The sequence below is a fragment of the Sphingobacterium phlebotomi genome, assembly GCF_008180195.1.
In the GTDB taxonomy this organism is placed as follows: Bacteria; Bacteroidota; Bacteroidia; order Sphingobacteriales; family Sphingobacteriaceae; genus Sphingobacterium; species Sphingobacterium phlebotomi.
On record NZ_VTAV01000023.1, the window covers coordinates 1 to 25,150 of the forward strand.

The following is a 25,150-nucleotide window of genomic DNA, read 5'->3' on the forward strand; positions in this document are numbered from 1 at the left end:
TTAGTAAACAGTATTAAAATTTAAATTTATGTGTGGAATTGTTGGTGCTTTTGAATTAAAGCCGTTCTCCTCGGAGAAGTTGAGACCGCAGGTGTTGGAGATGTCGAAACGTATTCGTCACCGCGGACCAGACTGGTCAGGTATTTTTACCAGTGAAAAAGCTATTTTGGCGCATGAACGTTTGGCTATTGTTGATCCTAAATCAGGAAGTCAGCCGTTGTTCAGTCCAGATGGAAATGTCGTGCTTGCCGTCAATGGTGAAATTTATAATCATCAACAACTCCGAAATACACTACCTAATTACGAATTTACCACACAGTCGGATTCAGAAGTTATTTTGGCATTGTATCTGGCAAAAGGCTCTTCGTTTATAGAAGACTTAAATGGAATATTTGGCTTTACCTTGTATGACGCGCGCGATAATTCCTTTTTAATCGCACGTGATCACATGGGGATCATTCCTTTATATTATGGTAAAGATGAAGAAGGGCAGTTGTTTGTCGCCTCCGAATTGAAATCGTTGGAAGGATTTTGTGTAGAAATAGCGCAATTCCCTCCGGGGCATTACTTGTCAAGCAAAGAGGGACGCGAGCCCAAGAGATGGTATGTACGTGATTGGGAGTCTTACGATGCAGTGAAAGATAATGAAACTGATTTAGCTAAATTACGTCAAGCACTTGAGGATGCAGTACAACGACAGCTTATGTCAGATGTTCCTTATGGTGTTCTGCTATCTGGCGGGCTCGATTCTTCCGTTATTGCAGCCATCACGAAGAAATTTGCGTCCAAGCGTATCGAGACAGGAGGAGAAGAAGAAGCTTGGTATCCACAGTTACATTCTTTTGCGGTAGGACTAAAAGGTGCCCCCGATTTGATTGCAGCGAAAAAGGCAGCAGACCACATCGGTACGATCCATCATGAAATCAACTTTACTATCCAGGAGGGTTTAGATGCTATACGTGATGTCATTTATCATTTAGAAACCTATGATGTAACGACTATTCGTGCTTCAACACCGATGTATCTTTTGTCGCGGGTCATCAAATCTATGGGTATCAAAATGGTATTGTCTGGTGAGGGATCTGATGAACTTTTCGGCGGATACCTCTATTTCCATAAGGCACCCAATGCGCAAGAATTTCACGAAGAGACAGTTCGGAAACTGAAAAAATTGTACCTGTATGATTGCTTGCGCGCAAATAAATCGCTGGCAGCATGGGGAGTAGAAGGGCGTGTGCCGTTCTTGGACAAAGAGTTTATGGATGTTGCCATGACGCTTAATCCGGCAGATAAGATGATTAAAGATGGGCGGATGGAAAAATGGGTAGTCCGGAAGGCTTTTGAGGATTACCTGCCTGAAAGTATAACTTGGCGACAAAAAGAACAGTTTTCTGATGGCGTAGGGTATAGTTGGATTGATACGTTGAAGGAGTTAGCAGAAAATAAGGTTTCCGATGTCGAATTTGAAACAGCTGCTGTGCGTTTTCCTGTTAATCCGCCAAAAAATAAAGAAGAGTTTTTGTACCGTTCTATTTTTGAGTCACACTTCCCGTCAGAAGCTGCGGCCAAGACGGTACCCTCTGTGAAGTCAGTTGCGTGTAGCACGCCGGAGGCGTTGGCATGGGATGCTTCTTTCCAAAATATGAACGACCCATCTGGTAGAGCTGTTGCCCATGTGCACAACGATAGTTATGAAAAGATATCACAAACGGCTGTTTAATAAAGGGAAGATTAATCAACCTGATAATAAATACATAGAGATGCCACGAGTGGACGTCTCTATGTATTTATTTTTTTAAGTGTAGATCAAAATAATGCGCAATTTTCTCATACATATGTATGCGATCTTTACCCATTACATTATGCTCGTGTGTTGGATAGAGAAAATAATCTACCTGCTTGCCTGCCTTTATACATGCTTCTATAAAATCCATGCTGTGCTGCTGTACAACAACGGGGTCCTGCGCTCCATGGATAATAAGTAAATTTCCCTTTAACTGCTTTGCCTTATCTATAAGTGATGTTAAGGCATAACCATCCGGATTTTCCTGGGGAGTATCCATATAACGTTCACCATACATAATTTCGTAATATTTCCAGTCTATTACAGGGCCTCCTGCAACCGCTGCGTTAAATACTTCGGGATGGTAAACCATCAAGGATGTGGTCATGAATCCTCCGAAGCTCCAGCCGAAAATCCCTATGTTTGTCGTGTCTACAAAATTTTTTGTTTTCAAATAAGTAATTCCACAGAGCTGATCGGCCATTTCAGCTTGTCCTAATTGTCGGTGGGTCACTCGTGTGAAATCCCTTCCGCGTGCATCCGAACCCCGATTATCCATGGTAAACACGATATAACCTTGTTGTGCCATATAAAGATCAAAGTAACCTGCGCCGTATAACCATCTGTTTTGAACCAATTGTGCGTGTGAGCCACCGTATAGATATACCATGACAGGATACTTTTTATTGGGATCAAAATCGTTGGGGTATATAATGCGCCCATTTAATGGTGTTTTGCCATCTGCAGAAATCAGGGAAACAGGCTCGATTTTAGGGAGTGTAACCTCTCCTTCAAAAGGATTTTCCGCAGTTAAAATATGCTGTGCCGTTTTACCGTCTGCTTGTAAAATATTTATCGTATTTGGTGTCGATATGTTTGCATATTGGTCGAGCACAAACTTGCCTGTTGAACTTATGGAAGCGTTGTGTGTTCCCTGCGCTTGGGTTAGTTGTTTTGTTTTTCCCGAGGGGATTTCTACTTTGAAGAGTTGCCGATCCAATCCATTATTTGTAATACCGATATAGGTAAGACTGTTGCCTTTAGGAAGAAAATCTCTTACGTCTTCGACGATGACATCTTGAAAACCTAAATTCTTAATCAGTTTTCCATCTGTATTGTAAAGATATAATTGATTATATCCGTCTTGATCTGTTTGATAGAGAAACTGGTTGGGTTTGTTGGGTAAAAATAATAAAGCATGTTGCGGTTCTACCCAAGTAGAAGATTGTTCTTCAAATAATGTCTGTACAAGATCTCCTGTTTCTGCATTATACTTGTTTAATTTAAGGTGGTTTTGCTCGCGATTCAGTACACCTACGTATACAAATTGACTAGAGGGATCCCAAGTACATATCGTTAGAAATTGTTCTTTGGGTTCTCCGGTTTTCAGCGTTGTTTTCCGTCCGCTCTTACTATTGTATACAACCAATGTTACTTCCTCACTCTTCATGCCGGCCATTGGATAGCGGATATCCTTTACAGATGCCACTCGTTCCTGCCATTGGATTAAGGGGTATTTTGTAACCATGGTTTCGTCCTTCCGATAGTATAATAATTTATCATTGTCGGGGCTCCACCACATACCTTTGTTGATTCCAAATTCTTGACGATGTGTATAGTCGCTTCCGTTGACGATGCCATCGAGTGTATCCTGTGTTACTTTCGTTTGCGCTCCCTTTTGATCTATGATCTCAATGTTGTTTCCAATGAGGTAAGCCGTCTTACTGAAATCAGAAGCTATTTCGATATTAGTGCCCTCATTGGGAGCTTTTGTGAGTATAGCGGCCTTATTGTCTTTTAATAGATAGCTAATAGTATATTTCCAATTTTTTGCGTTAATCTGAAATGCAAGCGTATTTTGATCTTTCCACTGGTAGTCGTAAGGGAAATATGTTAATATTATTTCGTCTTCAGTGCCAAGCGTTTTCTTGATGGCTTCTGCTATTTGTGAAGTAGTCACTAATGTTTTGTCCTGCCAGTTTGATTTGCTGTCCCGGATAAGGAGGTTTTGATATTTTGCATCGAGATAGGTGAATGCATCCGTATCGGGTATCCACTGTGGGGCCACCAACGTTTCCGGTGCAAACTGTCGAGGGCCAAATACGGTCTCTTCTATTGTAAAATTACGTTGTGCGTAAGCAAACGTCGAACCGAATAGGAATAATACGAGGAGTTTTTTCATTTTTTCTTCATTAACGGCTGCTAAATTAGAAAAATGAATGCAAACTAAAACGTAGCAATTCCTTCGTTTAAATAAAGTTACAGAGGCCTAATCCATATATTGCGGAAACTCACCGGATCGTTGTGATCCTGTAAGATAATAGGGCCGCTGCCATGTGCCTTCATCTTTGGTAAACCAATATATTCTGTCGTGCCCTCGATCTGTGTATTATTCTGTATCAATACACCATTATGTAATATGGTAACGCTACCTTTGCTGATTAGCATGCCATCTTTATTAAAGCGTGGGGCTTTATAGACGATATCATAATTGTGCCATTTATCTTCTGTTGCTCTTACCTCCACCAATGGAGGGTTCTGTTTGTATATGCTCCCAGCTTGCCCGTTGACATAGGTGGGGTTGTTGTCGTTGTCCAGCACCTGTACTTCATATCTGCCTTGAAGAAATATGCCACTGTTTCCACGTCCTTGACCTTCGCCTTTTACCATCTCCGGACTTTTCCATTCTACATGGAGTTGAAAATCTTCAAATGCTTGTTTGGTCTGGATGTCACCTGTTTTAGGTTTAACCGTTAAAATATTGTTTTCTACAATCCACGTAGCGGGTTGTTCGGGATTATTACGGCTTACCCATTGGTCTAGATCTGTTCCGTCAAAGAGAACGATGGCATCACTGGGTACCTGGTTTTTAAGTGTGACAATAGGAGGTTTAGGGGAATAAAACTCTGTATCTTCCGGCTTGAATTTTGTCTGCGCCATACTGCCTAAGGATAATGTCAAAAATAGTAACGTGCTTCCGAATTGAATATGCATGGGATGAATATTTTTTGGTGCTTATAGTAAAACAATAATATATATTAATTTACAGGTTTCATCTAATTATTTTTTCTTTTATCATATTATTTACATCCCGGTTTCATTTTTTATATGTTTGTATATGGGTTCTATCACACAGGAAGTAGCACTTAAGGATGTGCGTTTCTTTTCACCGATCGGGTACTACCATGAAGAACGTATTTTGGGAAATGAGTTTTTCGTGGATGTGTCTGTCTACTTTCCCTTTGACAATACCGACGCGGAGGATCTGTCGAATACGGTGAATTATGCCGAACTTTATAATCTACTATGTGAGGTTATGAAAAAAGAACGTAAGCTTCTGGAGTCCGCTGCCCACGAAATTCTTTCCAATATACAGGACCGTTATGCTTTTATTCAGGAAGCACGTATCTCCATTCGTAAAACAACGCCTCCGTTCGATCATGATCACGTGCATTCGGTTGTGTCTTTATGTTATAAGATATAAGATATTTCTTTTTTATCTAAATTAATGACATTGTGTCGTTGTTTTTTTGTTTTTTAAAGACATAATGTCTTGTTTTTTTATTTTTTTGGCTTCGGTATAACGTTTGATTAATACCAAGCATAAAATAAACAAGAAAAAAATAGGAGGATATAAACATGGCATTAATCAAATTCCCAAACAAAACTGTAAATTCAGACGTTGTCAATCCGTATGTAAATAGCTTTTTTGACAACTTTTTCAACGATTCGTTCATTTCAGACCGTTTAGTAACGCGTGTTCCTGCCGTGAATATCGCTGAAACTGAAAAGGCATACGAAATTTCCTTGGCGGCACCAGGATTACAGAAATCAGATTTTAAAATCAATGTCGACAAGAACTTGATCACTATTTCTGCTGAAAAGAAAGAAGAGTCCGTCTCGGAAGACAAATTGTACAGCAAAAAAGAGTTTAATTTTAGCTCATTCACCCGTTCGTTTTCCCTTCCAGAATCCGTCAATTACAATGATATCGAAGCAGTGTATACGGATGGTGTATTGCAGGTAACAGTCGGTAAGAAAGAAGATGCAATCGTTGCCAAAAGACTTATCGACGTCAAATAATGGGTGAGTAGTGTGATTTAAGGTGAGGAGAAAGCCCCTGCAGTTTTGCAGGGGCTTTGTTTTTGTTCAAAATCGATAGACGAACCTTATAGCTTTTTAATTATTTTAGGGTAATATTTTAAAAAGTTAACACTGTTCACTATTTTTGTTCTGTAAAAAAAGTTACATGGGTATACAAGAACGGAAGACCAGGCATAAAGAAGATTTGCGCAGGCGTATTTTGGAAGCAGCTAAAAAGTTGTTTCTCACAGCAGGCTATGAAGCGACTTCTATTCGGAAAATTGCCAAGGAAATCGAATTTAGTCCAACGACCATATACCTGTATTATAAGGATAAAAGTGATATTATCTATGCATTACATCAAGAAGGGTTCCAGCTGTTACGACAGAACTTTCAGCCCTTGATGCAGGTGGAATCTCCTTTTGAACGATTGAAAGCACTAGGCAGATGTTATATTAAATTTGCATTTGAACACCCGGATTTTTATGAATTGATGTTTGTTATGAAAGACCCGATGGAGCATTTGGAAATCAATTGTGTAGAGGCATCATGGGAAGACGGAGAACGTGTTTTCGATTTTCTTTTAAGGACAGTTCGAGATGGTCAGGACCAAGGTTATTTTAAGGGACTGGATGCTACACATGTAGCAATGGAGGCTTGGGCTTCCGTGCATGGTATGTGTGCATTATACGTTTCGGGACATCTTAGAAGTATGATGCATGTTGTTTTCGGAGACGAGGATCAGGAGCGTATGATTGAAAGTGCATTTCGTGTCCTTGTGCATTATCTCGAATCCACTAAATAAAAAATTTTAAACGTAAACTTAACACTGTTAATAATGAGAACGGTATTCATAAGTTTGATTTTCATTTATTTTTCCGGCGCGAACATCTTCGGACAGACATCACCACTATCGGATTATATTGAAGAAGGGCTAGATCATAATTTGGTGCTCCAGCAGAAAAATCTTTCCCTGCAGCGGGCGATGAATGCCTTACAGGTCGCAAGGTCTATGTATCTACCTGCTATTGACTTAGACGTGGCTTATACGCATGCAAAAGGGGGACGCTCCATTAATTTACCGGTGGGCGACATGCTTAATCCCGTTTACAATACCTTGAATGCGCTCACGCAGTCGCAAGCATTCCCGCAAATACAGAATGAAACGATTAATTTTCTTCCGCAGAATTATTACGATGCTAAGGTCCGTACTGTAATTCCGCTTATCAACACGGATATTGCCTATAACAAACAGATTAAAACGGATGCCGTGCGTCTACAGGAATCGGAGGTAGGGGTTTATAAACGTGAACTAGTTAAGGAAATTAAGGAGGCATATTATCGATATATTAGCGCCTTGGAGGTCGAAGGCATTTATAGATCGTCGTTGGAATTATCCCATGAAGGGCTTCGGGTTAATCAGAAGCTGTTAGAAGCAGGTAAGGGATTACCCGCTTATGTCGTTCGGGCAAAAGCGGAAATAGCACAAATTGAATCGCAACTTGCCGAAGCAGAAAAGAACATAAAAAACAGTTCCTTGTATTTCAATGCATTATTGAACAGGGATGCCGATGCGTTTATTGAACAGGATAGTACGCTTTTCATAGAAGAGAAATGGAGTTTACAGGACGAAAGTGAAATCGATATCTCCCAGCGCGAAGAGCTGCTTGCCTTGCAGACCGGGATAGCGATGCAGGAATCTGCATTGAAGATGAACAAACAGTATCTGGTCCCTAAAGTAAGTGGATTTCTTGACTTGGGATCCCAGGCTGAGGGTCTAAAATTTAATCAGGATTCGCGTTATTTTATGGTTGGGCTGACCTTGTCTATGCCTCTTTTTCAAGGCAATAGAAACCGTCTGAAGATTGAGGAGACAAAAATCGACCTCGCTGAAACATGGAACAGAAAAGCGCAAGCAGAGCAGCAGTTGACATTGGCCGCACAGGTTGCCCGGAATGACGTGCTGGCAGCACTCAAAAATTATGAAAAATCAAAAGCGCAGTTAGAAGCTGCATCTACTTATCAGCGACTCATACAGCGGGGCTACAACGAAGGCGTTAATAGCTATATGGAAGCCATTGACGCACGTAGCCAATATACTGCAGCAAAACTTTCTGTCAATATCAGTCAGTTACAGATGCTGGCAGCATTGGCTAAATTGGAACGTGAATCTGCAACCTTTCAAATCCCTCAACCATGAAAATATCATTTTTAAATCTTTTAGTTTCTGCAGTTTGTTTTGCCTTCTTATTTTCTTGTGGCCAAGCAAATCGCTCATTGGCCATTCCAGATACCGATACCATTCCGGTGACACTGATGACCTTACATGCAAACGAAATCAATGCTACTTTTGAGGCCACAGGCACATTTACTACGGACGATGAAACCCTGTTAGGTTTTAAAAACGGAGGTGTTATTGAGCAGATTTATGTCCGCGAGGGCGATCCTATTAAAACGGGGCAGTTACTCGCCCGCGTGCATAAGGATGAAGTGGAGACAATGGCTTCTCAGGCATCGCTGGCGTTGAAAAAAGCGCAGCGTGATTACGAACGCGCTCGTAAACTGTATTACGATAGCGTTGCTACCTTGGAACAGATGCAAAATGCAAAGACAGCGCTCGACCTGGCACAGCAAGATATAAAGCGTACACGTTTCCACGAACAGTACACCGAAATACGGTCGACAAGCAATGGCTACGTATTGGCACGGCTGGCCCAGGAAGGGCAAGTGGTTGGCCCCGGTACACCCGTTTTGCAGATAAATGGAGCAAATGACGGGAACTGGCAATTGAAAGTAGGGGTGTCCGACCGGCAATGGGCGGCTGTCCAGGAAGGGGATAGTGCCCGGATTTCATCAGATGTGTTAGGGGAGGGAACCTATCGTGCGGTTGTCCGGAAGAAATCTAAAGGGCTAGATCCTAAAACAGGTACTTTTAGTGTGTTTCTATCGCTAACGGCCAATGCTCCAGCCAAATTAGCTGCAGGTATGTTGGGCAAGGCCTATATGCAACTACGGTCAGCGCAAAATTCGGCATGGACCATTCCATATGAATCTCTTTTGGAAGGGAACGGAAAAGAAGGATACGTGTTTGTGACGGATGATAGAAAGACGGCCCGCAAAGTAAAGGTACGGATCGCATCCATCAACAAGGATGATGTACTGATTTCCTCCGGACTGGAAGGAGCGACTGCATTGATCGTATCGGGTAGTCCGTATCTAGTTGACAGAAGCCCTATAAAAGTGATAGAAAAATAAAGGAAATTCGATATGAACTTCATCAAATATCCCATCAAAAATTATCAGTTTACGCTGATTATGGTCCTCATGGTTGTAGTTGTAGCCATTAGCACTATTTTGACTATGCCAAGGGCAGAAGATCCAGAGATGAAACCAGTGAGTTTTCCTGTCATCGTAGTATACCCCGGAACAAGTCCTAAAGATATGGAGCAACTGGTTGTAAAACCGTTGGAAAGCCGGTTTTATGCTTTGGATGGGATAAAGCGTATCAAGACAACGATTACCAACGGTGTAGCTGTTATTTTTGTGGAGTATGTGTATGGAGAAGATTATGAGGCAAAATATCAAGAACTGATACGGGAACTGAGCGCCGCTAGCGGAGAGCTTCCAGAAAATATTTATCGTGCGGAGGTAAAGAAAGTCGACCCGACCACGGTGAGTGTGATCCAAACCGCTTTAATTTCTGAAAACGCATCGACATCGACGATGAAACGTTTGGCCGATGATTTGAAATCTCGCCTAGAAAAAGTAAAGGGGCTGAAAAATGTGGAGATCAGCGGTTTGCCCGACCAACTTATTCGGGTGGATTTAAACCTGTCAGGGCTGGCCAGCTTAAAAATACCTATGGATCAAGTGGTGCAGGCCATACAAAGCGAGAATCAAAATATTCCCAGCGGTGCGGTCGTCGCCGGCGGAAAGTCCTTCAGTGTGACAACCAGTGGCGATTATAAAAGTATTGAACAAATTAAGAATACAGTTGTTTCGAGTGCGGAAGGGCGAAACACTTTGCTCAGCGATGTTGCCGAGGTATATCCGACATTTGGACAAGCTGCACATGTCACAAGATTAAATGGATATCATGCGGTATTGGTGAATGCGGCCCAAAAAGGGGGCATGAATATCAGCGATACGCAGAAAGCCTATCATCAAGTGTTTGAAGCATTTCGAAAAACACTTCCCGCGAATGTTGACTTTATCGTAAACTTTGACCAAGCCGAGCAGGTCAATAGTAGATTAAGTGGTCTTGGAGTGGATTTTGTCATCGCTATTACCCTGGTGCTTTTTACATTGCTACCGTTAGGTTCACGTGCATCGCTGGTCGTCATGATCGCTATTCCGCTGTCGCTGGGTTTAGGGCTCATTACGCTGAATCTCGTCGGTTATTCGCTCAATCAGCTTAGCATTGTCGGATTTGTCGTTGCCCTGGGACTGGTCGTGGACGATAGTATTGTAGTCGTTGAAAACATCGAGCGCTGGATGCGGGATGGATATTCACGCTTGGAAGCTGCGATTAAAGGAACGCATCAAATCGCCTTAGCTGTTGTTGGTTGTACGGTTACACTGGTAATTGCTTTTCTTCCGTTAATGTTTATGCCAGAAATGGCGGGGGATTTTATACGCAGTATGCCGACTGCTGTTATCGCATCCGTAATTGGTTCTATGTTTATTGCTTTGCTTGTTGTTCCTTTTTTAGCAAGCAAATTGTTGAAACCTCATATTTCCGAAGATGGTAATGCTATTTTACGCGTATTGAAGAAATTGATACACAATACTTATGCGGTGTGGTTGGACAAAGCTTTGAAACATCCGAAACGAACTGCTGTCATCGCATTGGGTATATTCTTGGCTTCCCTAGCTTTGATTCCTGTTGTGGGCTTTTCGTTATTTCCGCCATCTGAAAAACCGCAATTCATGATTCACATTGCTGCACCGTTACAAGGCAGTTTAACAACAACGGATAGTATCACCCGGGAAATAGAGGATGAGCTTCGCCAGATACCGGATATTAAATATTTTACGAGCAATGTTGGTAAAGGGAACCCAACGATTTATTATAATATGAGCCAGGCGAGCGAAAACGTTGGGCATGCTGATATTTTTGTGCAGCTGCATAATGATGTGAAGGCAAAAGAAAAGGAATTGTTGATTGAAGCATTGCGCCAGAAATGGACAAATTATTTGGGTGCCAAAATCGAAGTCAAAAACTTTGAGCAGGGCGTACCCGTGATTTCACCTGTGGAAGTACGTTTGTTTGGAGATGATTTAGATACCTTACAACGTTTGGCTGCTGATGTAGAAGAGTTATTGAAAAAGACGCCGGGCAATGTCTATATAAATAATCCACTAAAAAATAAGAAAACCGATTTGCATGTCGTGGTGAATAGGGAGAAGGCCATGGCTTTAGGCGTGCCCACGGTACGTATAGATCAAACGGTACGGATCGCGTTGGCCGGATATGAGGTTGGAACATACACGGATCCCAAGGTGGACGACAACGAATACCGTATTATGATCACCGTTCCAAGACCGAATATGCCTGATATGACGGTGTTTGACGGTATTTTTGTCAATAATGTTGAAGGAACGGCTATTCCGCTTACACAGTTGGCAACTTTGGCATTCGAATCTTCTCCTTCTAATATCTATCACCAAGACAAAAACCGGGTGGTCTCTGTAAATGCTTCCGTTGCCAAAGGTTTTTCAAATGATAATGTGATTCAGGAGATCATCAAAAAGATGGATGCTTTTCCTTTTCCGAATGGTTATGCTTACGAAATGGGGGGTGAGGTAGAAAGTAGAGAGGCCGCTTTCGGTGGATTTGGTACCATTATCATGGTGACCATATTTTTGTTTATCGCTGTGTTGGTATTGGAGTTTAAGACGTTTAAGAGTACGTTGATTGTTTTGTCTGTGATTCCGTTGGGTATCGTAGGTGCGGTTCTGGCATTAATGGTTACGGGAAATACCCTGTCTTTTGTCGCCACCATTGGCCTGGTGGCTCTGGCGGGGATTGAGGTGAAAAACACGATCCTGTTAGTGGATTTCACGAATCAGCTAAGACGGGAAGGAGTAGCATTGAACGACGCTATTGAACAGGCTGGTGAAATCCGCTTTTTGCCGATTATATTGACGTCGCTTACGGCTATTGGTGGTTTGTTGCCCATTGCTTGGTCGAGTAATCCTTTGATATCTCCATTGGCCATCGTGATGATTGGTGGGTTAATCAGTTCCACATTATTATCCCGAATAGTAACACCAGTTATCTATAAGCTTATTCCGCCAGTCATTGAAAAAAAATAATATATGAATGAATTCTTTTTCTTACTTTTGCTCGTATCATGAAGATTACTTCCCTATATAGGATATTTACTGTACGCGACAGAATAGCGTAAGTACCGGGCATCCACCGTGCCTAGATATCTGTTAAAATAAGTCGTTTCAAGCTTATTTTATTTGTATTCCCACTTATTTTTGATTACAAGACGCTCAGAAGACTGCGTTGTTTAGAGAAAAGTTTATGCAAGAAAAAGAAAACTGGAAAAAGAAATTCCTCGTTATATGGATCGGGCAGTTTATATCGTTGATTACAAGCTCTGCCGTCAATTTTGCCATTATTATATGGCTAAGTATCGAACATGGCTCTGCCGAGGTGCTTGCTTATGGTGCCATTGCAGGGATGCTGCCTGCTGCGGTTATCGGTCCGTTTGCAGGGATATACATTGACCGTTGGAACCGGAAGAAAACAATGATGTTTGCCGACGGCTTTGTAGCACTATGTACATTGGTCATGTCGATTAGTTTTTACCTCGGATACGAAAGCCTTATTTTGATATACGCCATGTTGGCATTGCGCTCAGTAGGATCTGCTTTTCACATGCCTGCTATGCAGGCATCTATTCCGATGATTGCACCAGAAAGCGAGTTGTTGCGCATCGCGGGTGTCAACCAGATGATACAGTCTATTTCTGCGATTGCAGGACCGGCATTAGGGACCTTAGCCATTACCTTGATGTCTATAGGTAACGTGTTATTATTGGATATTGTCGGCGCTGTAGTAGCAATTAGCGCATTGTTGTTTGTATATATTCCGAATCCGGAAGTTCCGGAAAAGGCGAAAGCCAGTTTTCAACAAGCTTGGACTGACCTGAAATGGGGATTCAAGGCGATTTTGGATAACAAAGGACTGACCTGGCTTTTCGCTTATTCTACTATTGCTACCTTTTGTATTATGCCTGTTGCAGTGTTGTTTCCGTTATTGACATTACAATATTTTGGTGGAGGCAAATGGGAAATGAGTATTGTCGAAATGGTATGGGGGATTGGTATGTTGGTGGGAGGGAGCGCATTAGGAATCTTTAAATCCACCACCCGAAAAGTTATAATGATTAATATGACGACGATTATTTTGGGGATAAGTTTAGCATTATCGGGTGTTATTCCACCACATACATTCTGGATTTTGGTCGGATTAACAGCGATAGGTGGCGTGGCAGCAACGATTTATAATGCGAGTTTTATGACTGTATTACAGGAGGAAGTTCGCCCCGAAGTGATGGGACGTGTTTTCTCCCTCTATTTCAGTATGGCCATTATACCCACCGTTATTGGATTGCTCGGTACGGGCTGGGCGGCAGATTTCTTTGGCGTAAACAATATATTTATTGCTTTAGGGTGCATCATTGCCGTCGTTGGCGTGTTTTCTTTCTTCAATCGTTTTATTATGGGGTTGGGGAGGCATTCTAAATAATGTTATATTTGTGCATAGGTCATTCAAATTAGTCCCCGACCAATCGTATCGTAAAAAATGAATAAAAAGAGTTTTCAACCTATTCAAGCACAGTTAACTGTAAGCAGGAAAAAACAGCTTACCCCGCATTATATCCGAGTTTATCTCACGGGGGAAAAGGTACCGCTATTTGCTAATACGACGGTAGGTATAAATAACAAGATTTTAATTCCACCCAAAGGAGTTAATACGGTATACTTTCCGGAGTTGGATAAGGAAGCAAACACTTGGAAACACCAATCGGAAGAAGTTCAGCCAATCCGGAGGACCTATACGCATCGCGGTATTGATCTTAATAAGAATGAGATCTGGATCGATTTTGTCGCGCATGGCGACGAAGGGCCGGCCTCAGCATGGGCAATACAAGCGAAAAAAGGAGATGTGTTAGGTGTCCTGATGAAAGATGGAAAGATGGGACTCTATAGAAAAGCAGATCATTATCTGTTGGTGGGCGATGCGACAGCCATTCCTGTATTAGGAGCTATTTTAGAAGATCTACCGGCAGAGGCCAAGGTAATTTGTATTATTGAAGTATACGGAGAAGAGGACGAACAAGATCTTAAAACAAAAGCTGATATGGATATCATCTGGTTGCACAATGAGCATCCACAAAACGGTAGCCGACTTGCAGATATGGTTAGGAAGCAGCTATTACCGAAAGGATCACGTTCAGGTTATGTTGCGGCAGAATATTCTTCGGTAAAGGCCATTCGTCACTATTTACGTAAAGAAAAGGGATGGAAGCAGGATGAACTATATGCTTATTCTTATTGGAAAGCAGGGGTAGCAGAAGATAAATCCACCACCGATAGACAGCAGGAAAAGCGGGAGTCGTAATTATTCAATGGAAAGGAGCCAGTTGCCGGAAACCGAACAGCAAAAAATACAAAAAAAACCGTTGACATCGTAATCCGTGGAGCTTACTTTTGCATAGCGGACTCTGTAGCTCAGTTGGTAGAGCACCAGACTCTTAATCTGTGGCTCGAATAATTATAATTTTCAATGTATATTTGGATAATTGTCATGATACTTGACAGCTAAAATTACTATACGTCTAGCTTATGATAACATACGGTACCGCTGCTTTGCTTTTTCCGGCTATCAGTTTGATCATGCTTGCATACACCAATCGTTTTTTGGCGTTGGCTGCTTTGGTGCGGAGCCTGCACGCCAAATATCTTGAACATAATAAAAAAGGTGTATTGCAAGGCCAAATTGGAAATCTTCGCTACAGACTTAGATTACTGCGGCATATGCAGGGTATGGGCGTATTAAGTTTTATAAGTTGTATCGTGTGTATGTATGGAATTTACCTAAGCAACGTGGTGGTTGCCGAAATCTCTTTTGCATTAAGTCTTTTATTTTTTACAGTGTCGTTAGTGATTTCTTTTGTGGAAATTCAGTTGAGCAACAAAGCGTTAGAACTTGAATTGAGTGACATGGAGGAACATGCTGATCCTTCCTTCGTTAAATATTTAAAGAAAAAATTGGATCCTCGAAAAAAGTTGGATGATAAATCGGAAGAATAAAACAGATTCGTGTCTACTGACCACTACATCGTATATCAAGGGGTTAAATCCTTCAGTGACGTAGGCCTCTCACCAGTATCTTTTTTGATAACACTAAAAGTTCCATTTATTTCCATGATGACCGCACGCACTTCGCTCAGTTGTTCCAAACGGTAGCTTCGGATCTCAGCAAGTATTTCTTCCTCAGTAATTCTTTCCTTTTCCAAGGCATCTTTAATAAATTCTCCATTATAAAAAAGAATGGTGGGGGTAGAGTTAATCGTTTTTTCGATGGTTTGCGAGCGTTGCGCCAAATAAGCTATTAGATATTGTAAAGATACAATGATAAATACGACTATAGTACCATCAAGTATGGGAACCTTGTTGAGTAACATCGATGACAAAGTTGATCCTAAGGTTACGGTGACTACAAAGTCAAATGCATTCATTTTAGCCAATGTTCTTTTCCCCATAATCCGGATAACGGCCAAAATGGCAAAATACGACACAACGGTTGCAATAATGATTTTTACCGTCGCTAAAAAACAGGTCTTCCATATCAATTTATTTAAAAGCGGTAAGATTACCACGAAAAATTAAATCTTGTACTAGCGAACAATGTAAGCATCTGTAAGGTTCATTTCATTTTTATTTTAAAAGGAGAAATATTGATCGATCTAACTCCTGTTGTAACGTGCTCTGGAATATGACGCCTGTCTGTGCCGGAATATGTACGAAGCCACCATTCAATACGGCTGGAGAGAGTCCACCCCACATGTTATCGCCTGTATCCCACACTTTTTCCCAGATTTCATCTTCTGGAATAGTAAACCGTTGCGTAGACGGAGAAAAATTAAACAAGCAAATGAGTTTTTCTTTTGTATGTTCAACATATAATATGAGCGAACCTTTCTGCAGATCGCTATTTACCCGTATATTTTCTCTCTTTAGGTTCCGAAGTACAGTATTGGACTTTCTTAAGGCAATTAGGTTTTGATAGTAACGTAACATACGTTGATGCGCAGCTTTATCCTTTTCCGTCCAATCTAACACGCTGTTGTCAAAAGTTTTTTTGTCCTGTGGATCGGGGACCTCTCCATCGCCATGAAAATCCGAAAACTCTTCGCGACGTCCTTTGCGGACAGCAGCGATTAAATCAGGATCACTATGACTGACAAAATAAAGGAAGGGTTTTTGTGAAGCCCATTCTTCTCCCATAAATAATAAAGGCGTAAATGGAGATACCATAGCAGCCATGGCCATCAAACGCTGTAAATCGGGCGTAAACAAGATACTGCTCCGTTCGCCAACCATGCGGTTACCGACCTGATCATGGTTCTGTGAAAAAACAACGAATTTCTCTCCGGGAATCCCCTCCGCACTACTGCCAAAAAACTTTTGACGGTGGGTAGAATATTGGCCCGTAAATACGTAAGCGTGTTCATAGGCTTTTGCTAAATGTGTTATGCCCTTAAATTCTTCGTAATAGCCTTTTTTTTCTTCGCCGGCAGTGACGCGCAATGCATGATGGAATTCGTCAAGCCATTGTGCATCCATGGCAAAGCCGTTTTGCTCCAGCGGTTCTAAAAAGCGTTTATCATTCAGGTCACATTCCGCTATCAGATAGTGTTTCCGGCCCGTTTCCCGCATCAGAAGATCTGTTGTACGCCTTATGTCTTGAAGTATATGAGACGGACTGAAGTCCTTTATAGCATGTACAGCGTCTAGACGAAGTGCATCGATATGAAAATCCCGGAACCACATCCGCACATTTTCACAGACGAAATCCCGTACACCGTAGTTCCATGCATCATCGTAATTGATGGCTTTTCCCCATGGAGTTTGATATTTATCGGTAAGGTATGGACCATATTGGTGGAGGTAGTTACCTTCGGGGCCAAAATGATTGTACACGACGTCGAGGATTATCGCCATACCTTCTCGATGGCAGGCGTCTACCAGCCGTTGCAATCCCCGGGCACCACCATAAGAATGTTGTACTGCAAACAAAAATGTACCATCATATCCCCAATTTCTTTCTCCGGGAAACTGTGCTACGGGCATAATTTCGATGGCTGTTATGCCCAGGTTCTTAAGGTAAGGTAATCGCTCAATAATACCATTAAAATCATGTGTCGAAGAAAAAGTACCTACATGAACCTCGTAAATAATGAAATCACGTAATGTTGGACAGTGATAATCTTTATCGGTCCAATCGAATTGAAGATCAACAACGGCCGATGGTCCGTGTACGCCTTCCGGTTGGGAATGGGAGGCAGGATCGGGAAGTACTTCGCCGTCCACAATAAAATGATACCGTTGTCCAGCAGTTATTTCGTCACTTTGCGCATACCAATAACCGTAGGCTTGCTGCGACAAAATAATATCTACATTGGGCTGATAGGTGCGGCATATAACTTTTTTAGCCTTGGGTGCCCAAACCGTAATCTGTGCTTTATTGTTGTGGAGTGTAATTCCTAACGGTTTTGTTCTTTCTGTATCCATGGGCAATTTAGCATTGTAATTCAATAGTAGAAAAATTAAGTCGACATAAGAACAATAATGGAGCGCCCAGGCACATTGATAGACGAATCAGATACATAGGTTTCATGCGTATCAATATTGTCGATATTGGTATCTATAACCATCGCCCATTCTTTACCATATTTTGCACCCGGTAGTTTATAGCTGATATCTTCCCAATACGCGTTGAACATGATATAAAAACTATTGTCTACGATTTTAGTTCCATCATCGCTCAATGAACGGATACCATTGCCATTCAGATAAACAGCTAAGGATCGGGCAAAATCATTTTGCCAATGCGATTCTTCCATTTCCCGTCCTTTAGGGTCAAACCATGCTATATCTTCTAAACCAATACCTTTTATGGGAATACCTTGAAACCATTTTCGTCGGCAGAATGTCGGATGCTCTTTCCGGAAAGCGATCAATTGGTGGCAAAACGTCAACAGGCGCTCATCTTTGCCCACCCAGTCGAGCCACGATATGTCGTTGTCCTGGCAATACGCATTGTTATTTCCTTGTTGGGTACGTCCGAACTCATCTCCGGCAACAAGCATCGGGACACCTTGTGAAAGGAATAATGTAGTCAATAGATTTCTTTTCTGCTTAACCCGCAGTCTATTGATTTCTTCATCCTCTGTTGGACCTTCTGCACCGCAGTTCCACGACCGATTATGGCTATCACCATCGTTGTTGTCTTCTCCGTTCGCTTCGTTATGCTTCTCGTTATAAGAAACAAGATCGTGTAAGGTGAACCCGTCATGTGCCGTAATGAAGTTAATGCTAGCAGTCGGTCTGCGATAATCCCCCTGATAAAGATCTGATGACCCTGTCAGCCTATCGGCGAATTCCCCAAGCATGCTATCCGCTCCTGTCCAATAATCGCGCATACAATCACGGTATTTGCCGTTCCATTCCGCCCAACCGGGAGGGAATTCGCCCACTTGGTAGCCTCCTTCTCCGATATCCCAAGGTTCTGCAATGAGCTTTACTTGCGAAATAACAGGATCTTGATGGATGACATCGAAGAATGAACTCAGTTTATTTACTTCGTAAAGTTCACGGGCAAGGGCAGAAGCAAGGTCAAATCGAAACCCGTCAATATGCATCTCTTGTATCCAGTAACGCAGGCTATCCATGATTAAGCGAAGAACATTCGGCAGGCGTGCGTTAAGCGTATTTCCCGTACCCGTAAAGTCCATATAGTAACGTGAATCTTCGGTCAAACGGTAATAGGAGGCGTTGTCAATGCCTCGGAAGGAAAGGGTCGGTCCCATCTCGCTTCCCTCGCCCGTATGGTTATACACGACATCCAATATAACTTCTATTCCAGCGCGATGGAGTTCCTTCACCATATTTTTGAATTCTATGACCTGTTCACCTTGGCTACCGATAGACCCATACCGAATATCCGGGGCAAAGAATCCTATCGTATTATAACCCCAATAGTTTGTTAGACCCTTTTCTTCGAGATGTCGGTCTGTAATAAAATGATGTATAGGCAGGAGTTCTATTGCCGTTATACCAAGCGATTGTAAATAAGAAATAGTTACGGGATGTGCCAGTGCAGAATAAGTACCCCTTATCTCTTCCGGTATTTCTGGATGCTGTGCCGTAAAGCCTTTAACATGGGCTTCATAGATAATACTACGGTGCATAGGGATGCGAAGAGGTTTATCCCCTTCCCAGTTAAAAGATCCGTCTATCACAACACCCTTCGGGATATAGGGTGCGCTATCTTTTTCGCTAAAACTTAAATCAGCATCCGGGTGACCTACTTCATAACCAAATAAGGCGTCGTCCCAACGTAATGTACCAGCTATAGCTTTGGCATACGGGTCGATAAGAAGCTTATTTGGATTGAAACGATGTCCTTGTGTAGGTTCGTAGGGACCATGTACCCGATAGCCATATAGCTGTCCGGGACCTATGTCGGGGATATAGATGTGCCACACCTGATGTGTCCGTTCTTTGATCTTGATTTTCAAAGACTCCTTGTCATCTGTTTCGTTTTCGAAAAGACAGAGTTCCACAGCTTCTGCATTTTCAGCGTAAATAGCAAAATTTACGCCGTTGCCATCAAAGGTGGCTCCTAAAGGGTAGGGTGATCCCACAAGTACTTTCATATTCATATTTTACTGCTAGTATTCGTCATATCCGGTCGTATAATTTCATATAATGACGTAATGTTTTTTTGATATCATCACCGAAAGCATCTTGTGGTGCTATCCAACTCCAATTTCCCGTGGTGCTTGCTGGGTTGTTCATGCGATACATTCCCTGAAGGGATAATAGATCTTGCAACGGTACAATGACGGTGTCTGCTACCGAAGCGTATGCAGTTTTCAACATGATATCAGCGATATTCGTTTTATCAGCCGTGACGGATGTATACTGGGAGAGCCGTTCCTTGGCATCATTATCCAGTTCGTCTGTAAACCAACCCACGACAGTATTATTGTCGTGCGTACCCGTATAAGCAAAGGAATTCCGATCGTAGTGATGTGGAATATGAGGTGAAGATGCCATGTCATCACCGAAGGCAAATTGAAGAACTTTAGTCCCCGGTAATTGGAAAACATCCCGCAATTCGTACACAGCGTCGTCTATGTCACCCAGATCCTCTACAACAAAAGGTAATTTACCTAATTCCGCTTTAACCCGGGTGAAAAAATCTTTTCCCGGACCAGGTTTCCACTGCCCATTTTGAGCTGTCTCGTTTGGAGCAGAAACTTCCCAATAGGCTGCGAACGCTCTGAAATGGTCCAGCCGAATCTTATCAAAAAGTTTGTTGTTATGCGTCAGTCTTGCTATCCACCATGCAAAATCATCCTGTTCGAGTGCTTGCCAGTTGTATACCGGCATCCCCCAAAGCTGACCGTCAGCGTTGAAATAATCCGGAGGCACCCCCGCTATAAACTGAAGACTTCCGTTTTCTTGCAACGAAAATAAGGGTGGATGTGCCCATACATCCGCTGAGTCGTGTCCCACATACATGGGGACGTCTCCTAAGATACGCACACCACGTTCCCGGCAATACATTTTCAATTTTTTCCATTGCCTAAAGAAAATATATTGCGTCCATTTTTCTTCGAGAAGTTGAGAATGATGTTCGGTTTCAAATTTGGCAAGCGCCTGTGGATTACGTGATTTCAACGGTTCCGTCCACGTAAACCAAGGAGCATCTGAATAAGCATTCTGTAAAGCGACAAATAATGCGTAGTCATCCAGCCAATACGCTTCTTCCGCACAAAAAGATTTAAAATCATGGTTATTGGCAAGATCCGCCCGTTCGAATGCAATGTGTAGCCATTCTTTTTTTATGGATTCTACCCTCGTAAAATCAATCCCTGTGCTTCTATCGATCGTTGCTTTCTCTAATTCTTTTTGCGTCAGCAGGCCGTCATCTACTAATGCCTCTAGACTTATTAATAAAGGATTCCCAGCCATCGCGCTGCGGGTACTGTAAGGAGAATGACATTGTTCATTAGCGGTCGGCCCTAACGGTAATATTTGCCACCAGCGCTGTCCGCTGGATTGGAGAAACCTGGCAAAATCATACGCTCCTGGACCGAGATCGCCAATCCCAAAACGAGAAGGTAAAGAGCTAATGTGCAGTAATACGCCCGCGCTTCTAGGATTTGGTGGTTCACTATAATGAACAACGGCAAGCGGAAAATTCTGAAAAACAGATGATAGTTTTAATGCTGTTCCCTCTCCTGTAATAGCGCATAATAGGTGCCGCCAGTGAACCGGCAGCCTATTTGGCAAAATAACGGTTGTATCCTTCCAATCCACACGTTGCACTACACCGTTTTGTATTTCTGCGATGGCGGCAAGATGGAGGGGTACTATAACGATTAACCAATCTCGTTGATGTTTACGGGCGTAAGCCAATATATGCTCACTATATTTTCCCTTCACCTCTAAAGGGATATATTCCCCTTCTGTAAATAATAGGCGATACTGTTGACGAAGATGGAGCAAGGTATTCAGCAGCCAAAGCTTGATTTTTCCATTATATCGTTCTTGCCAGAGTGCAGGAAGGATACTATTATTATCTAATTCGCCGATTTCACGTAAATATTGTTGCCGTATAGTATAGTCAACTTGACGTCTGTTATCGGGATCCACAAAACTCAAATCCCATAGTTCTGTTCCCTGATAGGTGTCCGGTACGCCCGGACAGGTGAATTTTAATAGGAGCTGAGCCAACGCATTTAGGATACCAAAATCTGCCATGCGTTTTAAGTAAGCATGGAAAACGGGGAAGAAAGGTCCTTGCTTAGCTAATAGAAATTGGGCAAAACGTTGAACACACTGTTCGTAGGATTCATTTGGTGCTGCCCAATCAGAATGTTCTTTTCCTTCTCGTAAGTATTTCGTTAGGTAATTTAAAAGCCGATTCTCAAAATCGTCGTCCAGACAATCGGGCATCGGAGAGGATCCAAATATCGCTTGATAGATGGCATAAATGTCATTAGGATACGGTAAATCTCCTTCATAGTGGTCTTTTATAATTTTTTGCCAGATTTCAACTTGTTCCATCCAAGCTTCGGGCCAAGCGGTCAATACCTGGAGACGGGCCCTTACATCTTCGCCTCGTTTAGTGTCGTGTGTAGCCGTGGCATTTAGTGCAGAAGGCCAAAGCGCTTGCCGTTTCTGCATAGCGCTATGAAAAGCAGAAACGCTGATACCAAAGTTTGCTGGATGATCACCGACTTCGTTATGGCCAACGAACCGATTATACGTGTACATTAGCGTATCTTCGACACCCTTTGCCATGACGGGCCCCGTGAATTGCATACAGCGTTGAAAGAAGATTATGGCGCTTTTCCGGTAGGGGAGATCCGACTCGTGCTGTGCCCGCTTTATAACGTCCCGCAAATTTAACGTTCCTCGAATAGTATCAGCCTCTTTCAGCAATATGGTGTCGAAAACAGCCATTATCGCGTGATAAGCCTCTGCTGAGAAGGGGAAGTTTTCTTCGTAAAGCCGATATACGGGAAAATATACCAAGAATGCCTGTATGGCGGATCGAAGTTCTTGTACACTAATAGGAGGCGCATGAAGATCAAGGTTTAAATCAAAAAATAATTGACATAGGTTGTCAGCTTCTCCTTGCATGTGTTTGCATAAAATGGCCCTTTTCTTCTCGATTTGTTCTTCTTTTATCGAATGGCTTTGTCCGACGAATCCTTCGTAAAAATCAGTGAGAAGTCTTTCGCTTTTGATGTATGTACAAACGTTATTACACAGCGCCAGAAAATCATAACCTGTTGTACCTTGGATGGGCCAATCTTGTGGGAGTTCTTCCTCTTGCTCTACTGTCTTTTCAACAACGATATACGTGTTCGATCCACACTTTTTCCGTAGATCTCTTGTATATTTTGCTGGATTATAAAGACCGTCTATGTGGTCAATACGAAAGCCATCTATAATTTTTTTAGCGTGGAGTTCTCCGATAAAGCGATGTACGTCGTTAAATACGGCATCATTTTGTACGTTCAAACACATCAATCCGTTGATGGTAAAGAAACGCCGATAATTTATACGCTGATCTGTTTCTGTCCAATGACAGAGCTGATAATGTTGTTTGGATAGGATATCCACTATTTTTTCTTTATTATCATTGATGTTATCCAAACATTGGTTTATTTCGTCGTAAGTGGAGGGGTTAACGGGAAGGCGATGATCGAAATAGGTAACATACAGCTGCTGCTTCTCAAGTATAATGTTAATTTCTCCCGATTGGACAGTTTCATGGAGATCCTTTCCCAGAATAGGAATCATTAGCTTTCCGTTCTCAAAGAATATACTATGATGTGTCGTGTCAAAATGGATGCTGTATGGGGACAGATCGCCATATTCTAGGACGTCCATAAGCCAACTATTTTCAGGATGAAATGCCATGTGGTTTGGAACGATGTCTTGCAACCACTTTATATTACGGTCGGCTAGCTGCTCTTTAAGTTTTATCAGCTGATCTAGTGTTCCCAGTTCCGGGTTAATCTTATTAAGTTCCGTTCCGTCGTAGCCATGCACACTACCAGGCACCGCTTGTAGGATAGGAGAAGCGTAAATGGTGTCAATACCGAGATTATGCAGATAATCTATAATCTGCTCAAAATGTTGAAAATCAAAGTTTTTATTAAACTGGATACGGTACGTGCCGCTTGGTATGTCCATTATAGTTTTGCTAAAATAAAGTTATCCTGAACTGAAGGAGATATTGTGATTTACTCCCACGTATATTGAACGTTGAAGAGATGGTTTAGTTTGGAGACAAGTAAGCATTTAGTCATAAAATGATAAAAGAAAAAATTTTCAAAACGAGATTAACATAACTGTGTTCTCTATATACCTATGTGAAACAGCGATATACTAATCTTGCGATAATATTAGTTATATCGAGTTCTCATTAGCCAAAAAAAAAATTGGACAGATAAAATTGAAACTAAATAATTTACCATGAAGATCGGAATAACTTTTTCTGCTTTTGATTTGTTGCATGCAGGTCATATTAAAATGCTGGAAGATGCTAAAGAACAATGTGACTTTCTCATCTGCGGCGTGCAGACGGATCCTACCTTGGATCGCCCGGAAAAAAATAAACCCACGCAGACGGTTTTTGAACGTTACATGCAATTGTGGGGTTGCAAACACGTAGACATGATAATCCCATATGCGACGGAACAAGATCTGGAAGATATACTGCGTTCGTATAAAATCGATGTGCGGATTTTGGGAGACGAGTATAAAGACAAAAATTTTACGGGAAGGAAGTATTGTGAAGAAAAAGGTATCGAACTTTACTTTAATCGTAGAGAGAACCGGTTCTCCAGTTCGTCGTTACGAAAAATCATTGCGAAGAAACAGTGTGAGGAGCCTGTTTCCATCGTCCATCTAAAAGAAAATATGGAGCTGCCGTTACAACGGCTAAATGCATAAGAGAGACAGCGTAAAAGAATAATAGGATTTAATAGTAAAAAATGAAAGTAGGAATTATTTTTGGAGAATTTGATCTTTTACATTTAGGTCATCTCGTCATGTTGGAAGAGGCTAAACGGTATTGTGACCATCTAATTGTTGGATTAAAAACGGATACCGCAGAACGGGATCGAAATAGTTCACATCCGGCACAAACCGTTGTCGAGCGGTTCATTAAACTGGAGGGTTGCCGGTATGTAGACGAAATTATTCCTTATGGATCTGACGAAGAATTAATGGATATGTTGCAGTCCCTGCCTATCGATATTCGTTTTGTAGAGGGGATGGTTTCGCATTTTCCGGGAAAAGATTACTGTCTGAAAGAAGGGGTCGAAATTCATTATACGAAGCGAAAACATCGTTTTACAAGTGATAGGCTACGAAAGGTAGTGACAGAGAAGGAACTTACGAAAGAGCAGCTTGTTAAAACGATCAATTAGAATCTTAGCAAAAAAC

General features: G+C 42.0%; 18 protein-coding genes. 12 read left to right on the forward strand and 6 right to left on the reverse strand.

Features of this window, described 5'->3' with window-relative positions:
• Positions 1 to 28 precede the first annotated feature (28 nt).
• On the forward strand, positions 29 to 1,720 hold the full coding sequence (gene asnB / locus FXV77_RS20485) for an asparagine synthase B (protein WP_148921112.1): 1,692 nt from the start codon (positions 29 to 31) through the stop codon (positions 1,718 to 1,720).
• A gap of 67 nt (positions 1,721 to 1,787) precedes the next feature.
• On the opposite strand, the gene FXV77_RS20490 is transcribed toward asnB, so the two are convergent.
• Positions 1,788 to 3,965: a S9 family peptidase gene (locus FXV77_RS20490; protein WP_148921113.1), complete on the reverse strand. Its 2,178-nt coding sequence runs from the start codon at positions 3,963 to 3,965 to the stop codon at positions 1,788 to 1,790.
• A 77-nt stretch (positions 3,966 to 4,042) separates the two neighbouring features.
• Positions 4,043 to 4,777, reverse strand: a complete 735-nt coding sequence (locus tag FXV77_RS20495) for a 3-keto-disaccharide hydrolase (protein WP_148921114.1) — start codon at positions 4,775 to 4,777, stop codon at positions 4,043 to 4,045.
• 124 nt (positions 4,778 to 4,901) lie between these two features.
• On the opposite strand from FXV77_RS20495, the gene folB reads away from it, so the two are divergent.
• The 9 genes from folB (at position 4,902) to FXV77_RS20540 (ending at position 15,199) form a co-directional block, all read left to right on the forward strand.
• On the forward strand, positions 4,902 to 5,267 hold the full coding sequence (gene folB, locus FXV77_RS20500; RefSeq protein WP_148921115.1) for a dihydroneopterin aldolase: 366 nt from the start codon (positions 4,902 to 4,904) through the stop codon (positions 5,265 to 5,267).
• Positions 5,268 to 5,422: 155 nt separating this feature from the next.
• Positions 5,423 to 5,866 (forward strand): Hsp20/alpha crystallin family protein, encoded by a 444-nt coding sequence (locus FXV77_RS20505; protein ID WP_148921116.1) that lies wholly within the window; start codon positions 5,423 to 5,425, stop codon positions 5,864 to 5,866.
• Between the two features lie 166 nt (positions 5,867 to 6,032).
• A complete protein-coding gene (locus FXV77_RS20510; protein ID WP_148921117.1) occupies positions 6,033 to 6,671 on the forward strand; it encodes a TetR/AcrR family transcriptional regulator in 639 nt (212 codons plus the stop codon).
• Positions 6,672 to 6,704: 33 nt separating this feature from the next.
• Complete coding sequence (locus FXV77_RS20515; protein WP_148921118.1) at positions 6,705 to 8,066, forward strand: TolC family protein; 1,362 nt, start codon at positions 6,705 to 6,707, stop codon at positions 8,064 to 8,066.
• Positions 8,063 to 9,121 (forward strand): efflux RND transporter periplasmic adaptor subunit, encoded by a 1,059-nt coding sequence (locus FXV77_RS20520; protein ID WP_148921119.1) that lies wholly within the window; start codon positions 8,063 to 8,065, stop codon positions 9,119 to 9,121. The genes FXV77_RS20515 and FXV77_RS20520 overlap by 4 nt, the downstream gene beginning before the upstream one ends.
• A 12-nt stretch (positions 9,122 to 9,133) precedes the next feature.
• Positions 9,134 to 12,184, forward strand: a complete 3,051-nt coding sequence (locus tag FXV77_RS20525) for an efflux RND transporter permease subunit (protein ID WP_148921120.1) — start codon at positions 9,134 to 9,136, stop codon at positions 12,182 to 12,184.
• A gap of 217 nt (positions 12,185 to 12,401) precedes the next feature.
• Entirely contained in the window at positions 12,402 to 13,631 is a 1,230-nt protein-coding gene (locus tag FXV77_RS20530) for an MFS transporter (RefSeq protein ID WP_148921121.1), read from the forward strand.
• Between the two features lie 57 nt (positions 13,632 to 13,688).
• Positions 13,689 to 14,507, forward strand: coding sequence for a siderophore-interacting protein (locus FXV77_RS20535; protein ID WP_148921122.1), 819 nt, complete (start codon positions 13,689 to 13,691; stop codon positions 14,505 to 14,507).
• Positions 14,508 to 14,731: 224 nt separating this feature from the next.
• Entirely contained in the window at positions 14,732 to 15,199 is a 468-nt protein-coding gene (locus tag FXV77_RS20540; RefSeq protein ID WP_148921123.1) for a DUF2721 domain-containing protein, read from the forward strand.
• Between the two features lie 35 nt (positions 15,200 to 15,234).
• Here FXV77_RS20540 and FXV77_RS20545 read toward each other — a convergent pair whose 3' ends face one another.
• The 4 genes from FXV77_RS20545 to treY form a co-directional block, all read right to left on the reverse strand.
• Complete coding sequence (locus FXV77_RS20545) at positions 15,235 to 15,741, reverse strand: DUF421 domain-containing protein (protein WP_148921124.1); 507 nt, start codon at positions 15,739 to 15,741, stop codon at positions 15,235 to 15,237.
• Between the two features lie 85 nt (positions 15,742 to 15,826).
• A complete protein-coding gene (treZ, locus tag FXV77_RS20550; protein WP_148921125.1) occupies positions 15,827 to 17,683 on the reverse strand; it encodes a malto-oligosyltrehalose trehalohydrolase in 1,857 nt (618 codons plus the stop codon).
• A 35-nt stretch (positions 17,684 to 17,718) separates the two neighbouring features.
• Positions 17,719 to 19,836 (reverse strand): glycogen debranching protein GlgX, encoded by a 2,118-nt coding sequence (gene glgX, locus FXV77_RS20555; protein WP_148921126.1) that lies wholly within the window; start codon positions 19,834 to 19,836, stop codon positions 17,719 to 17,721.
• Positions 19,837 to 19,855: 19 nt separating this feature from the next.
• Positions 19,856 to 23,893, reverse strand: coding sequence for a malto-oligosyltrehalose synthase (gene treY, locus FXV77_RS20560; RefSeq protein WP_148921127.1), 4,038 nt, complete (start codon positions 23,891 to 23,893; stop codon positions 19,856 to 19,858).
• Between the two features lie 282 nt (positions 23,894 to 24,175).
• On the opposite strand from treY, the gene FXV77_RS20565 reads away from it, so the two are divergent.
• Entirely contained in the window at positions 24,176 to 24,655 is a 480-nt protein-coding gene (locus tag FXV77_RS20565; RefSeq protein ID WP_148921128.1) for an adenylyltransferase/cytidyltransferase family protein, read from the forward strand.
• 41 nt (positions 24,656 to 24,696) lie between these two features.
• Positions 24,697 to 25,134, forward strand: a complete 438-nt coding sequence (locus FXV77_RS20570) for an adenylyltransferase/cytidyltransferase family protein (RefSeq protein WP_148921129.1) — start codon at positions 24,697 to 24,699, stop codon at positions 25,132 to 25,134.
• The last annotated feature ends 16 nt before the right edge of the window (positions 25,135 to 25,150 follow it).

Coding starts and splice junctions, on each gene's coding strand:
- FXV77_RS20530 (WP_148921121.1), top strand. CDS start 12,402: ATGCAAGAAAAAGAAAACTGGAAAAAGAAATTCCTCGTTATATGGATC.
- folB (WP_148921115.1), top strand. CDS start 4,902: ATGGGTTCTATCACACAGGAAGTAGCACTTAAGGATGTGCGTTTCTTT.
- FXV77_RS20535 (WP_148921122.1), top strand. CDS start 13,689: ATGAATAAAAAGAGTTTTCAACCTATTCAAGCACAGTTAACTGTAAGC.
- FXV77_RS20505 (WP_148921116.1), top strand. CDS start 5,423: ATGGCATTAATCAAATTCCCAAACAAAACTGTAAATTCAGACGTTGTC.
- FXV77_RS20540 (WP_148921123.1), top strand. CDS start 14,732: ATGATAACATACGGTACCGCTGCTTTGCTTTTTCCGGCTATCAGTTTG.
- treZ (WP_148921125.1), bottom strand. CDS start 17,683: ATGGATACAGAAAGAACAAAACCGTTAGGAATTACACTCCACAACAAT.
- FXV77_RS20495 (WP_148921114.1), bottom strand. CDS start 4,777: ATGCATATTCAATTCGGAAGCACGTTACTATTTTTGACATTATCCTTA.
- FXV77_RS20520 (WP_148921119.1), top strand. CDS start 8,063: ATGAAAATATCATTTTTAAATCTTTTAGTTTCTGCAGTTTGTTTTGCC.
- glgX (WP_148921126.1), bottom strand. CDS start 19,836: ATGAATATGAAAGTACTTGTGGGATCACCCTACCCTTTAGGAGCCACC.
- asnB (WP_148921112.1), top strand. CDS start 29: ATGTGTGGAATTGTTGGTGCTTTTGAATTAAAGCCGTTCTCCTCGGAG.
- FXV77_RS20565 (WP_148921128.1), top strand. CDS start 24,176: ATGAAGATCGGAATAACTTTTTCTGCTTTTGATTTGTTGCATGCAGGT.
- FXV77_RS20490 (WP_148921113.1), bottom strand. CDS start 3,965: ATGAAAAAACTCCTCGTATTATTCCTATTCGGTTCGACGTTTGCTTAC.
- FXV77_RS20570 (WP_148921129.1), top strand. CDS start 24,697: ATGAAAGTAGGAATTATTTTTGGAGAATTTGATCTTTTACATTTAGGT.
- treY (WP_148921127.1), bottom strand. CDS start 23,893: ATGGACATACCAAGCGGCACGTACCGTATCCAGTTTAATAAAAACTTT.
- FXV77_RS20510 (WP_148921117.1), top strand. CDS start 6,033: ATGGGTATACAAGAACGGAAGACCAGGCATAAAGAAGATTTGCGCAGG.
- FXV77_RS20515 (WP_148921118.1), top strand. CDS start 6,705: ATGAGAACGGTATTCATAAGTTTGATTTTCATTTATTTTTCCGGCGCG.
- FXV77_RS20525 (WP_148921120.1), top strand. CDS start 9,134: ATGAACTTCATCAAATATCCCATCAAAAATTATCAGTTTACGCTGATT.